General features: G+C 64.8%; 12 protein-coding genes. All 12 read right to left on the bottom strand.

Annotation, left to right across the window (positions count from 1 at the left end):
- Positions 1–41 precede the first annotated feature (41 nt).
- Positions 42–1,592, bottom strand: a complete 1,551-nt coding sequence (locus tag FAA86_RS10790) for a peptidoglycan DD-metalloendopeptidase family protein (RefSeq protein WP_136540480.1) — start codon at positions 1,590–1,592, stop codon at positions 42–44.
- Positions 1,593–1,794: 202 nt separating this feature from the next.
- A complete protein-coding gene (locus tag FAA86_RS10785; protein WP_136540478.1) occupies positions 1,795–2,448 on the bottom strand; it encodes a protein-L-isoaspartate(D-aspartate) O-methyltransferase in 654 nt (217 codons plus the stop codon).
- Positions 2,445–3,215, bottom strand: coding sequence for a 5'/3'-nucleotidase SurE (gene surE / locus FAA86_RS10780; RefSeq protein WP_136540476.1), 771 nt, complete (start codon positions 3,213–3,215; stop codon positions 2,445–2,447). The genes FAA86_RS10785 and surE overlap by 4 nt, the downstream gene beginning before the upstream one ends.
- Before the next feature lie 22 nt (positions 3,216–3,237).
- Entirely contained in the window at positions 3,238–4,521 is a 1,284-nt protein-coding gene (gene serS / locus FAA86_RS10775; protein WP_136540474.1) for a serine--tRNA ligase, read from the bottom strand.
- Between the two features lie 106 nt (positions 4,522–4,627).
- Positions 4,628–5,449 (bottom strand): twin-arginine translocase subunit TatC, encoded by an 822-nt coding sequence (tatC, locus tag FAA86_RS10770; protein WP_136540472.1) that lies wholly within the window; start codon positions 5,447–5,449, stop codon positions 4,628–4,630.
- Positions 5,446–6,222 carry a Sec-independent protein translocase protein TatB gene (gene tatB, locus FAA86_RS10765; protein WP_136540470.1) on the bottom strand — a complete coding sequence of 259 codons (777 nt, stop codon included), beginning with the start codon at positions 6,220–6,222 and terminating at the stop codon, positions 5,446–5,448. Before tatB ends, tatC begins: the two co-directional genes overlap by 4 nt.
- A gap of 114 nt (positions 6,223–6,336) precedes the next feature.
- The gene (locus tag FAA86_RS10760) at positions 6,337–6,552 is read right to left on the bottom strand and encodes a twin-arginine translocase TatA/TatE family subunit (RefSeq protein WP_113461725.1); all 216 of its coding nucleotides are present in this window, start codon (positions 6,550–6,552) and stop codon (positions 6,337–6,339) included.
- Positions 6,553–6,564: 12 nt separating this feature from the next.
- Positions 6,565–7,692, bottom strand: a complete 1,128-nt coding sequence (locus FAA86_RS10755; protein ID WP_136540468.1) for an ABC transporter ATP-binding protein — start codon at positions 7,690–7,692, stop codon at positions 6,565–6,567.
- An 89-nt stretch (positions 7,693–7,781) separates the two neighbouring features.
- Positions 7,782–8,516: an SMC-Scp complex subunit ScpB gene (gene scpB, locus FAA86_RS10750; RefSeq protein ID WP_136540466.1), complete on the bottom strand. Its 735-nt coding sequence runs from the start codon at positions 8,514–8,516 to the stop codon at positions 7,782–7,784.
- A 3-nt stretch (positions 8,517–8,519) separates the two neighbouring features.
- Complete coding sequence (locus FAA86_RS10745; RefSeq protein ID WP_377343118.1) at positions 8,520–9,389, bottom strand: segregation and condensation protein A; 870 nt, start codon at positions 9,387–9,389, stop codon at positions 8,520–8,522.
- Positions 9,389–10,417 carry a beta-N-acetylhexosaminidase gene (gene nagZ, locus FAA86_RS10740; RefSeq protein ID WP_136540464.1) on the bottom strand — a complete coding sequence of 343 codons (1,029 nt, stop codon included), beginning with the start codon at positions 10,415–10,417 and terminating at the stop codon, positions 9,389–9,391. Before nagZ ends, FAA86_RS10745 begins: the two co-directional genes overlap by 1 nt.
- A 124-nt stretch (positions 10,418–10,541) precedes the next feature.
- Complete coding sequence (locus tag FAA86_RS10735) at positions 10,542–13,673, bottom strand: SPOR domain-containing protein (RefSeq protein WP_136540463.1); 3,132 nt, start codon at positions 13,671–13,673, stop codon at positions 10,542–10,544.
- Positions 13,674–13,722: the final 49 nt, after the last annotated feature.

Here is a 13,722-nt window from a genome sequence, read left to right as displayed (position 1 = left end):
CGCGAGCCCCGGGCCTTTTCACTGACCTGATACGCAATACACTATTCCAGGTAAGTGATCGGATTGACCGGTGCGGCGTCCTTGCGGACTTCGAAATGCAGCATCGGACGCTTGACGTTGCCGGTCATGCCGGAGGTGGCGATCGTCTGGCCGCGCTGAACCTTCTGGCCGCGCTGGACCGACAGGCTGTCGGCATGGCCGTAGACGGTGACCTTGCCGTCGTCATGGCGGATCAGAACCGTGTTGCCCAGTTCCTTCAGGCCATTGCCCGCATAGATGACGACGCCGTTTTCGGCGGCCTTGACGGGCGTGCCCTGCGGCACGGAAATCGCGATGCCATCGCTGCGCTTGCCATCGATGTTCGAGCCGAAGTTGGCGATGACGGCGCCACGGGCCGGCCAGCGATACTTGCCGATGCCGGTCATTTCAGGTGCTGCCGTTTCCGGCTTTACCGAGGCGACTTCGGTGACCGACTTGGTGGCGGCCGGTGCCTGATATTCGGCCGGCTGGCCATTGGCCGGCACGGATGCGGTCTGGACCGGGTCGGCAGCCGGAGCGGCCGTGGCCTTCACGGCAACGGCAGGCTGCGCCGACTTTGCGGGGATGGCGAGCGCCTGGCCGATCCGGATATTGCCCGTGGTCAGGCTGTTCGCCTTCTTCAGGTCGTCGACGCTGACGCCATTGGCCTTGGCAATCCGCACGAGCGAGTCACCCGGCTTTACGATGTAGGAGCCCATGCCGGCGCCTGCGCCAGCATCCGACTTGCCAGTTGCCGCAGAGGCCGAGACCTGCTGCTTTTCACGGGAGTTCGGAGCGGTCGGCAGGACGGCGACATTCTGCTGCTGATCGCCCGGCAGAACCGGCTTGCGGCCATCGCTCGGAAGACCCGAAGCGTCTGCGGCGGCGCGAGCAGCATTCGGACCACCGAAGGTCGGGATGATGACCAGCTGACCCGGTGCGGCATCGCTTGCCTGCGACAGGCCGTTCGCCTTCAGAAGTTCCTTCTGCGGTACGCCATAGCGGTCCGCGAGCGTCGCCATGGTTTCGCCAGGACGCAGCGTGACACGGGCAGCGCCGGCCGTCGACCACCCGCCCTGCTTCGGCGTCGAGCCGGTGCTGCGCGGCTCAGCGAGAACCTGACCCGGATTGACGGAAGCGACCTGACCGGTCTGCTGCGGCGCCGAGGGGAAGGGCTGCGCGAGAGCAGCCGCACGTTCGGAATTGTTGGAGACGGGCGCCTGGGCGGCACCCGAGGGGGCAGCCAGTTCCGCGCGCTGGACGGAGGCCGGGGTGCTCGCGGCGCGTGCCGAAACCGGCGCCTCATAAGCGGGTGCGGCCGGCATCGGCTGCGCCATGGCCTGGCTCTGGCCATACACCGCTGCACCGCCACCGATGTTTTCGGAGGGGACCGGCGGCTGGCCGCGCATGCCCGACTGACGCGGAATGGACGCCGTTGTCAGGCTGTCGGTTGAGAAGACCGAGCTGAAGCGGGAGGCATCTGAACTGCACCCGGCTGCCGTACCGGCCAGAAGGAGCGCGCCGCACAAACGAGCAAACGGCAATCCAGCTTTCGGCGATACACTTTTACGCATGACTCGACCCACATATGACACAACTTGATGTGGGATCATTAAAGCGCGTTAGTATTACCGGTGGGTTAACCCCGCGGAATCATTGTGAACGAATTCGACGATACGCATGTAACCGTTGCTGGTGCGACTGTCGGATTCAAGGCTTTGGCGGTGGCCGGATCGCCCGTGTCAGCGGCAGTTACGAGCGCCCTGGCAGGCAGCGTCAGAGATGCTGCGCGATCTTCGGCTGCAAGGGAAGAAACGGGACTTCGAACAGATCTTCCCGCTCGAACCGGCTGCCGGTCTTCGTCAGCCGGACCATGATGCAGCGCTCCTCCTCGACCATCAGCGGCGCGAGCAGCATGCCGCCGGAGACCAGCTGCTCGGCAAAGAAGCGCGGCATGACGGGATAGGCAGCCGTTGCAAAGATGCGGTCGAAAGTCCCCTCACCCGGCAGACCGTTCATCCCGTCCATCTGGCGGAGGATCACGTTGCGAATCGCGAGCTGTTCGAGCCGGCGCTGGGCATTGGCGATGAGCGTCTTGTACCGCTCAATCGAGATGACCCGCTCGGCAAGCCTTCCCAGGATCGCGGTGACGAAGCCGCTTCCGGTTCCGACCTCCAGCACCCGGTGGCCCGGCTTCACCTGCAGATGCGAAAGAAGGCGAACGGCGAGATCCGCGCCTTCCATGAACTGTCCACAGTCGATCGGGATCGAGCGGCTCGAATAGGCATTTTGGGCATATTCCGGCGGCACGAAGGCGGAGCGCGGCGTCTGTTCAACCGCCGTCAGCAGATCGAGATTGGTGATGCCTTCCGCGCGCAGACGCAGAACGAGCGCTGCGAAGCCTTCCCGCTCGAGAAGCGCCGTTCTCACGCTGCGTCTCCATTTCCAAGCGCCTCAGCGACGAGGTCCTGGACTGCGTAATCGGTCATGTCGAGCTTCAGCGGCGTCACCGAGATCTTCTTCTCGCGCAGCGCGTGGATGTCGGTGCCGGCGCGGAGATTGCCCTTGCGGTCACCGAAGCGCAGCCAGAAGTAAGGCAGGCCTCTTCCATCCTGCCGCTCTTCGACCGACAGGCCGAATTCCAGCTTGCCCTGCGCCGTGACCTCGATGCCCTGCACCTCGGATGGCTCGCAATTCGGGAAATTGAGGTTCAGGAAGGTGCCCGGCGGCAGATCGACCTTGGAAAGCTTGCGCAGCAGGTCGGGTGCCAGCGTCTCGGCGACGTGCCACGGGATCGGCGCGCCGGCTTCGTAGCTATAAGCCTGGCTCAAGGCGAAGGAGCGCACGCCGTGCACGGTCCCCTCGATCGCGCCAGCGACAGTACCGGAATAGGTGACGTCATCGGCGAGGTTTGCACCGGCGTTCACGCCTGAGAGAACGAGATCGGGCTTGCGGTCGAGAACCTTGCGGATTGCCATAATCACGCAATCGGTCGGCGTGCCGCGCAGCGCGAACTTCTTGTCCTCGATCTCGCGCAGACGCAGGGGCTCGGACAGCGTCAGCGAATGGGCAAGGCCGCTCTGGTCGGTTTCCGGCGCCACGATCCAGACATCGTCGGACAGGCCGCGGGCGATCCGCTCCAGGGAAGCGATCCCGGGAGCGTGGATACCGTCGTCGTTCGTCAGCAGGATGCGCATGGCCACTCCGGTTGCGGCGTGATCAGGCCGCCTTCTCGATCTTCTTCAGACCGCCCATGTAGGGCAGCAGGACATCAGGCACAGTGATGGAGCCGTCTTCGTTGAGATAGTTCTCCATCACCGCGATGAGGCAGCGACCGACGGCCGTGCCCGAGCCGTTCAGCGTGTGCACGAAGGTCGTGCCCTTGCCGTCCTTGTTTCGGTAGCGGGCATTCATGCGGCGTGCCTGGAAATCACCGCAGACCGAGCAGGACGAGATCTCGCGATAGGTGTTCTGGCCCGGCAGCCAAACCTCGAGGTCATAGGTCTTGCGGGCACCGAAGCCCATGTCGCCGGTGCAGAGCGTCATGGTGCGGAAATGCAGGCCGAGACGCTTCAACACTTCTTCGGCGCAGGCGGTCATGCGCTCATGCTCTTCGATCGAACTCTCGGCATCCGTGATGGACACGAGCTCGCACTTCCAGAACTGGTGCTGACGCAGCATGCCGCGCGTGTCGCGGCCGGCAGAACCCGCTTCCGAGCGGAAGGACGGGGTAAGCGCTGTAAAGCGCAGCGGCAGCTTCTCCTGGTCGAGGATTTCACCGGCCACCAGGTTGGTCAGCGTGACCTCCGCCGTCGGGATCAGCCAGCGGCCATCCGTCGTCTTGAACAGGTCTTCGGCGAACTTCGGCAGCTGGCCGGTGCCATACATGGCATCATCGCGCACCATCAGCGGCGAGGACACTTCCGTATAGCCATGTTCGCTCGTGTGCAGATCCAGCATGAACTGGCCGAGCGCACGCTCCAGGCGCGCCAGCTGGCTCGTCAAAACCGTGAAGCGGGCGCCCGACAGTTTGGCGGCGCGCTCGAAATCCATGTAGCCGAGGTTTTCACCGATCTCGTAATGCTCAAACGGCTTGTGATTCCATGTCGGCTTCTCGCCAACGACACGGGCGACGACATTATCGTGTTCGTCCTTGCCGACGGGAACGTCATCCAGCGGAACGTTCGGGATGCGCGAGAGCGCATCATTGAGTTCGGCGGTGTTCTGGCGCTCTTCTTCTTCGGCGGCCGGCAGCGTGTCCTTCAGCGAAGCGACTTCCGCCTTCAGCTTTTCGGCCAGTTCCATGTTCTTACTTGCCATGGCGGCGCCGATTTCCTTGGACGCGCTGTTGCGGCGCGACTGCATGTCCTGCATCGACTGGGCGACGGCGCGACGCTTCTGGTCGAGCGCGATCAGCGAGGCAGACAGCGGCTCTGCACCGCGCTTGGCGAGTGCGGCGTCGAGGGCCTCGGGGTTTTCACGGATCCACTTGATATCGAGCATCGTCGTTCCAGGTCTTGTTCTTCGACCGGGAGCGGATTGGCCGGCGGCCAGGTCCGGCCCCATGTCTTGATGGGTTGTGGCATCGGCGAGACGGGCTGTCGCCGTCTCAGGTCTCGTCGACCGACGAAGCCTCGGCGAGCGCGGTCCCGTCTGCTGACTTGGCACGGCTCTTTTCCACGAGTCGCGCCGCATAGATAGCCACCTCGTAGAGAAGGATGGTCGGCAGCGCAAGACCGATCTGGGAGAGCGGATCCGGCGGGGTCAGCACGGCCGCGACCACGAAGGCCACCACGATGAAATACTTGCGCTTGTCCGCCAGCCACTGGCTTTCCAGAATGCCGACACGCGCCAGGAGCGTGGTGATCACCGGCAGCTGGAAGACCAGACCGAAGGAGAAGACCAGCGTCATGATCAGGCTCAGATATTCCGAGACCTTCGGCAGCAGCGAAATTGCCACCTCGCCCTCGCCCGGGCTCTGCTGCATGGCGAGGAAGAACCACATCACCATCGGCGTGAAGAAGAAGTAGACGAGCGACGCACCCAGCAGGAACAGCAGCGGAGACGCGACCAGGAACGGCAGGAAGGCGGCGCGCTCGTTCTTGTAGAGGCCGGGCGCGACGAACTTATAGATCTGGGAAGCGATCACCGGAAAGGCGATGACCATGGCGCCGAAGGCGGCAACCTTCACCTGGGTGAAGAAGAATTCCTGTGGCGCCGTGTAGATCAGCTCCGCCTTGGTCGGATCAAGACCCGCCCAGCTGACCGCCCAGCGATAGGGGACGACCAGCATGTTGAACAGCGGCTTGGCGAAATAGAAGCAGACGATGAAGGCGACGAAGAAGGAGCCGAGCGCCCAGATCAGGCGCGAACGCAACTCGATTAGGTGTTCTATCAGCGGCTGGGGCTTGTCGTCGATGTCGCCGCTCATGCGCGGTCCTCACTCTTGGTCTTGCGCGGCCTGGGAGCGGCCTTCGCAGGGGTATCTGCAGCCGGAACGGCCTTGGCTGCCGGCGCCTTGGCAGTAGCCGACATCGTTGCCTTGGCCTTGGGAGCCGCAGGCACCGGCGAAGCCGCCATCGTGGTGGGCTGAGCCTTGGCCGCCTTCGGAGCGGCTTTTGCCGTCGGGGCAGTCTTCGTGGATGGCTTGCGGCTCGCGGTCTTCTTCTGAACCGCAGGGGCCGGGGTCACCGGCGTTGAGGTCGCAGGCCCGGTCGATGCCGCAACCGGCTGTGACGGGTTGGCCGCCGGGGCTGCCGGCTGAGACGCAGGGGCTGGCTGTGCAGGTTGCTGAGCAACTGGCCTCAATTCTTGCGGCGGCTCGCCGAGACCGAGCGGCAGGTCGGGCAGGATCGAATTGTCTTCGTAGCCGTCATCGAGCGGCGCGGGCTTTGCGTCCGGTCGGGTCGAGCGCTCGAGATCGGATTTGATCTCCTGGCCCATCTGGCGCAGCGGGTTGAGCGTCTCGCGGATGGTATTCGCCGGATTGAGCGAACGGATGTCGTTGACGGAGTTCTTGAGGTCGTCGAGTTCGGCCTCGCGCAGGGCCTCGTCGAACTGGGCGCGGAATTCGCCGGCCGTCTGGCGCAGCCGCTTCGTCATCTTGCCGAAGGCCCGGATCATCGGCGGCAGGTCCTTCGGACCGACGACGACGATCAGGATCACCGCGACCACCAAAAGCTCGGTCCAGCCAATATCCAGCATAAAAACGGGCTCCTGATGCCACGCCATGGCGCCTCAAATCCGGCGCCGGTCTTCCAACACTTCAACGAAGAACGGGCAGCCCGAGGAGCCGCCCGTCCGATCAGCGTGAGCCGATCACTTCACCTCGTCGGCCTTGTGGTCGACGGTCTTCGTCGTGGTCGGCTGGCCGTTCGAGGCGGTCTGGTTCTCGTCCTCGTCGCTCATGCCCTTCTTGAAGCTCTTGATGCCCTTGGCCACGTCGCCCATCAGTTCAGGGATCTTGCCGCGGCCGAAGAGAAGCAGGACGATCGCCAAAACGATGATCCAGTGCCAAATGCTAAACGAACCCATGCCTGCCACTCCTTAGATTTGCGTTTCCCCGATGTAGGGGCTTTGCGGTGTCTTTTCAAACACCAAAATGTCCTTGGGCTCAACCGTAATCGTGACGTCACGCACACCCGGCGACAAGATATCCGCCCTGATCCGGGCGCGAACCGGCCGCTCGGTGCCGGGGACTGCGAGATCGAGCAGTTCGACGACGCCGAGGAAACGGCGCGCAATGATGCGGGCGGGAATGTTGCCTCCGCTCTCACGCACGGAGAGACCGGAAAGCCGGACCGCTACTTCCACCTCCGCGCCCTCGGCGATCCCGCCGGAATCGGCCGCGCCGAGCGGCGTCTCCACCCGCCCGCCGCTCACACGGCCTGAGAATTCGTTGATCTCGGAGAAAAATGCGGCGGCGAAGATGTCCTTCGGCCGGCAATAGAGATCATCCGATGTGCCGACCTGGACAAGGCGTCCATTTTTCAAGAGCGCAATCCGGTCGGCCATGCGCATGGCCTCTTCGGCATCGTGGGTGACAACGACGGCGGTCGCGCGGGTCTCACGAAGAATTGCGAGCGTGTCAGCCCGCACCGTGTCCTTGAGGCGCGAATCGAGGCCGGAGAACGGCTCGTCCATCAAGAGGACGCTGGGGCGCGGCGCGAGCGCCCTTGCGAGCGCCACACGTTGCTGCTCGCCGCCCGACAGGGCATGGGGAAACTTCTCGGCGTAATGGGCAAGCCCTACCCGCTCCAGTGCGGCCATGGCTTCCGAAACCGCGTCTTTTCGCGGCAGCGCGGTCAGGCCGAAGCGCACATTGTCCAGCACGCACATATGGGGAAACAGCGCGAAGTCCTGGAACATCAGGCCGATGCCACGTTTTTCCGGCGGCAGGAATGTCGTCGGACCGGCCACCTCGCGATCGTTGATCACGACACGGCCCGATGCCTGCGCCTCGATCCCGGCAGCAATTCTGAGCAGCGTTGTCTTGCCGGAACCGGAAGGGCCGAGAAGGCAGAGCACCTCGCCCGGCTCCGCGGTCAGCGTAACACCGCGGATGGTCTCCTTGCCGTGATAGCGGTGGTGAATGTCCTCAAACGTCAGACGCGCGGCAAAGGTCACGCCCGCCGTGCGCTGGCCGTTTGCGTGCTGGATCTTCGCTGAGTTCATTCTGCCGTCCGCGCGGCTTAGGCCGGATCGCCGCGATGTCATCATCGCAGACAAGCCGGCATCACCGGTCACCATTGAAAAAGCTGACCCTATTCCTCTGCTTCACCGCCCGGAGTCAAGAGGCCGAGTTCCTCGAGATCAAGCTGCGTGATCGGATCTTCCTCATCCGTCAGGTCGTCATGGGCCATGGGAAGCGGGATATTGAAGTTGGCGGGGATGCGTCCCGAAAGGAGCCCTGCCCCCTTCAGTTCTTCAAGACCAGGAAGATCGCGCAGCTCTTCGAGGCCGAAATGATCGAGGAAATCGCGGGTCGTGCCGAGCGTCACCGGGCGCCCCGGGGAGCGGCGGCGGCCGCGAAAACGGACCCAGCCGGCCTCCATCAGCACGTCCAGTGTCCCTTTCGAGGTCTGCACGCCCCTGATGTCCTCGATCTCGGCGCGCGTGACCGGCTGGTGATAGGCAATGATGGCGAGCACTTCGAGTGCTGCCCGCGACAGCTTCCTCACCTCGGTCTCATCGCTGCGGATGGCGAAGGAGAGGTCGGCTGCCGTGCGGAACGCCCAGTGATCTTCGACCTGAACGAGGTTCACGCCACGGCTGGCATATTCCTCCTTGAGCTGATGCAGGATCTCCGACGCCGAAATGCCGCGCGGCAGGCGTTCCTCGATGAACGCCGTCGAAACCGGCTGCGCCGAGGCAAAGACGAGGGCTTCGGCGATCCTCAGCGCCTCGCGGCGATCGAGTTCGGCCCGGAGCGAAGCGCTATGGCCGCCCTCCTCCGCCTCCGCGCCGTCTTCCGGCTCGAGATCGTCAACATCGGCCACGGCTCACTCCACCGCTTTCAGGGCTTCGGCCTTCGGGCCGCTGCGCATATAGATCGGCTGGAAGGCACCTTCCTGGCGAATTTCCAACCGGCCCTCGCGCACCAGTTCGAGCGAAGCGGCAAAGGCACTTGCGATGGCCGTCACCCGTTCTTCGGGGCTCGGCAGATAGCGCAGCAGGAAATGATCGAGCGCCGTCCAGTCGGCAATCTCGCCGATCATGCGGGTCAGGATGCCGCGTGCATCGGAAAGCGACCAGACGCGGCGCTTTTCGATGGTGACCTGGGTGATCGCCTGGCGCTGGCGCAGGGCGGCGTAGGCCGTCAGAAGATCGTAGAGCGAGGCCTCGAAGGCACTTGTGGCGCGCGACGGGACATGCTCGGGCGCACCGCGCGCATGCACGTCACGACCGAGCCGGTTGCGGTTGATCAGGCGGGTTGCCGCCTCGCGCATGGCTTCGAGACGCTTCAGGCGGAAGGCAAGCGTCGCTGCCATTTCCTCGCCCGAGGGGCCATCGTCCTTCGGCTGCTGCGGGATCAGGAGGCGCGACTTGAGATAGGCGAGCCAGGCCGCCATCACGAGATAGTCGGCGGCCAGCTCGATGCGGATGCGCCGGGCACTCTCGATGAACTGCAGATACTGCTCGGCGAGCGCCAGAACGGAGATCCGCGCGAGATCGACCTTCTGGTTGCGAGCGAGAAACAGCAGAAGATCGAGCGGCCCTTCGAAACCTGCGACGTCGATCAGCAAAGCCGGATCGCTGGCGGCACGCTCTGCGGCATTGTCCTGCCACAGGCTGTCCATCGGGGTCGGCGCCGGCGTCTCTCCCTGAGAGGGCCGGTTCACCACCGTCGGCTGGACAGGGCCGCGCACCATCAGGCGACCGCCATCAGGTTGGCGAATTCGTCGCGGAGCGCCTGCTCGTCCGCGTCATCGGGTGCGGTAAAGGCTGCCTCGACCGCATCGGCGCGTTCACGGGCTTTGCCGGAAAGTTCGGATACGGCTGCTGCCACCGCTTTCATCTCGTCCATATGGCCATGACAATGCAGCACGACGTCGAGGGCTGCAGCAATGCGCACGGCGCGCTCGCCGATCGTGCCCTTCAACGCGTTCATCGAAATATCGTCGGACATTAGCAGCCCCTCGAAGCCGATCGCCTTGCGCACGATCTCCTCGGTGACAATCGTTGAGGTCGAGGCCGGGTGATCAGGGTCGATGTCGGTATACACGACATGGCAGCTCATGCCCATCAGCTCATGGGCCAGCGCCTTGAACGGGACGAAATCATGGGCCTCCAGTTCGACGCGGGGCACGGTGACGACCGGCAGTTCGTGGTGGCTGTCCGCCATGCCGCGCCCGTGGCCCGGCATATGCTTCATGACCGGCAAGACGCCGCCGGCCTTCAAACCGTCCGCGGCCGCCTGCCCCATCTTCGCGACGACGTATGGGTCGTTCGAATAAGCCCGATTGCCGATCACGTTCGAAGCCCCTTCGATCGGCACATCGAGCACCGGAAGGCAGTCGACATTGATGCCGAGGCGATAGAGATCGAAGGCATGCAGGCGCGACATCAACCAGGCGGCGCGTAGACCCTTTTCGGCATCACGATCGTAAAGCGCGCCCAGGTCAGCGCCCGAAGGATAACGCGGTGCGATCGGCTCGCGGATGCGCTGCACGCGACCGCCTTCCTGGTCGATCAGAACCGGCACATGGGCTGCCCCACCGACCGTCTCGCGCATTTCGGCGACGAGATCCTTCACCTGTTCGGCCTCGCCGATATTGCGGCCGAAGAGGATGAAGCCCCAGGGCTGCTCGTCGCGATAGAAGGCCTTCTCGTCAGCGGTCAGACGCTGGCCGAGGCAACCGAGGATCATGGCTTTGGCGGGACGGGTATGTGCGATCATGAGGAAACCATATCGATGGGAGGTGAAAAGCCGAAGCGGCCGGGCAGGCGCCCTTGCCGTCATGCACAAGAAAAGAGGCGGAACCCGGGGTCCCGCCTCTTCTTTTCGTTGGGTTTCGCAGTGATCAGCGCGAGACGAGGCAGCTGCCGCCTGCGGCGCGATACTGCTCGCAGAGTGCCACGGCGTCGTCCTTGGAGCCGGCCACGATGCGAACACGGTAGAAGGTGCCCTTGCCGGGGATATCCGCCTGACGGATTTCCCAGGGCTTGCCACCGAGGACGCCCGCAAACTTGGACGAGAGGTTGCGATAGCTCTTCTGCGCATCGGCTTCCGACGGCAGCGAGGCGATCTGGATGCCGAAGCTGCCAGCTGGGGCTGCCGTTGCCGGTGCCGCGGTCTCTGCTGCCGGAGAGGCAGCGGCCACTTCCGCCGGGGCCGTCGCCGCCGGCTGCGCCGGGCGGACATTGCCCTGATCGGTCACGGTGCCTACGACGTTCACCGGCTGATCGGCCGGACGCGTCGTCGGGATCGGGGCGCGGGCCGAGGTCGGGTCGGCCGCCGGTGCGGTTGCGTCCGCCAGGGGCTGCGTGTCGGGAGCAACTGGCGTTGCAGTCGCAACTTCGGTCGCGGCAGATGCCGATGCGGCGGGCACAGACACCGGTGTCGCAGCAGCTTCGGTCTCGCCACCCGGTGTCACGACGCGCGTATCAACGGTCCGGACCGTGTCGTTGGTGTTGGTGTTCGGCACGCTCGGCGGCGCCAGGACCGGCGTATCGGCGGCAGCCTGCGACGGCGTTGCGGCCGCGGTCTCAACCGGTGCCGGCGTCGGCTCTGCCGGCACTTCCTGCGCAACCAGCGTGCCATCCGGACGGACGATCATGGTGCGCACCTTGCGCGGCGTGATGGTCGCCGGGTCTTCGGCTTCAGCCTGCTGCGGCTGGCTGTCGGGCAGAAGACGCGGATCTTCGGTCTCGCCGACCGGCGTGCCCATGGCCTCGTTTTCGCCCTCGAGCGGAAGCGTTTCCGGGATCAGCGTGCGCTGAACGACGTCGACGGGTTCTTCTTCAGAGGAGATCAGGCTCGGCTGTTTCGGATCTTCAACGCCATTGCCGGCCACGCGGTCATAAACCGCCTTGTCCTGGTTGGGCACGGACTTGCCACCCGGATCCTCCGGCACGATCTTGACCGGCGACTTGTCGGCGGCGATCACCTGCGGCTCGCCGCTTGTCAGCGTGCCCACGGTGCCACTGCCGAGCCAGGCGTAAAGCCCGCCCGCGCCGGCGAGCAGCATCACGACGGCCGTACCGGCCATCAGGTAAGGCTTGATGTGGCGGAAGCGGAAGCCCTGACCTTCGCCGGCGATGGTGATGTGACCGCGGCTTTCCGGCTCCAGGGCCGAGGCAGAGGACATGCTGCTGCGCAGGTCTTCTTCCAGCGCCTTTTCGAAAGCGTCGAAATCATCGAGCGGCGGCTTGGCGGCAGCGACACGGGCCACGGGCGCTTCGGCTACGGGCGCCTGGGCATAGCGGCTCGCTGCGACCGGCTTCGTCTGCGGCGGCGCAACCGGCTCCTCAAACAGAGTGGCCAGTTCGGCATCGATGTCGAAGTCATAATCCGGCTGCGCGGGCTGGACCGGCCGGGTTTCCGTCACCGGCACGTCCGGCACATCCATCCCGCTCAAGGTTTCCAGCGTGTCGTCCTGCTCGGAAATCTCCGAAGGATCGAAGCCGAAGCTCTCTTCGGCCGGCACTGCAGGACGGACGGGTGCCGCAGGCTGGGCAGGAGCCGGCGCGTAGGTCTCGGCCGCCGGACGGCTCACCGGAGCAGCATAGGCAGGCGCTGCAACGGGTGCCGGTTGGGCATAGGCTGCATTGGCAGACACAGTGCCGACGAATGCTGTGGCAAGCGCAGGCTCGACGCGGCTCGGTGCCGGTGCCGGTGCCGGAGCGGATGCAGCCGCGAAGACGGGCGCAGGCGTTGCAGGGGTGGCAGCAACGGCAGGCGTCGGTGCCGCCTGCGGCTTCTGCGGAGCGCTGTCGAGGTCCGAGAGATCCAGTTCGATATCGTCGAGCTGCAGATCGAATTCGTCATCGGAGAACGGGTCGAATTCATCATCCGCCGCAGTCGGCGCTGCGCGTTCCTGAACGACTTGCGGCGCGGCCGACACGGCCTTCGGCTCGTCTTCGACGGCGAGTTCGTCGAGGAAATCGAAGCTGAAGTCGGGCTCTTCCCGCTCGGCGCGGCTCACCGTCTGCACCGGCGCTGCGGTGATCTCACGCGGCTCGGAGGCGACGGCAAAGCTGCCAAAATCCGGAACGGAAGCGGCGGCAGGACCAACAGGTGACACATCGAATTTCGGCGCAGCCGACACGGTCGGGATCGGCTCGACGGGACCGGAGGCCCAGTCGAAGGTTGCCTTGCCGAAGTCGAGTGGGGTCGAAACCGGCTGCGGTGCGGCAGGAGCCGGGATCGGGGCTGGTGCAGCCACCGGAACGTCGAAGGCGCCCAGGCCAAGCGACGTCTCCGCCTTCGGAGGCTCGGGCGCAAGCTGCGGCTCTGCACGGCGAACGGGCTGCGCGGAAAAATTGGCGAGCGGCAGACGCAGGCGCGGCGGCTCGGGCTGGACGGGCTTGATCGGCTCGGCAACAGGCTCGGGACGGAGATCCGCATCAGCGACGGCGAATTCAAGCTCATCGGCCAGATCGAGAGAGATCTCCGGCTCCACCGGATATGCGACCTGAGCCTCCTCGCGCGCTGAGAAGTCGCCCAACTCAGGCTCAGACTGCTCGAATGCAGCCGCATAGGGCTCCTCATGGGACACCTCAGGCGCGGCATAAGCGACCGGCTCAGGCTCATAAGCAGGCTCGGCCTCATAAGCGGGCTCAGGCTGATAGGCCGGCTCAGGCGCTTCGTAGTAGGAAGGCTCAGCCTCGAAGCGTGGCTCTTCACGATACTGCGGCGCCGGATAGCTCTCGACGGCCACCGGGCGCGGCGCCACAGGCTCAGGTGCGGCCAGCGGCGGCGCATAGGGCGACGGCGCGGGCGCTGCTTCGTAGCCCTCGAACTCGCGCATCAATTCGTCTTCAAGATTGAAGTTCGGAGACCCGACCTCGGCAACGTGCGGAAGCGTGACAACGGGCTCGCGCTTCAGGGGCTGGTCAAACCCGACGATGCGAGCCAGTTCCGCCAACGGATCGTCATCTGCGAAACCATCGCCCTGCGATCGAATGCTGTTTGCAGCCTGCTTCTGTACCATACCCTGTTCCACTCACTCACGCGACTCAACGCCTGCCAGCGCATTGTGG

The sequence above is a fragment of the Rhizobium rosettiformans W3 genome, assembly GCF_004912135.1.
GTDB classification, from domain to species: Bacteria; Pseudomonadota; Alphaproteobacteria; order Rhizobiales; family Rhizobiaceae; genus Allorhizobium; species Allorhizobium rosettiformans.
The sequence above is the reverse complement of the archived record's forward strand: the minus strand, read 5'-3'. Positions and strand labels throughout refer to the sequence as shown.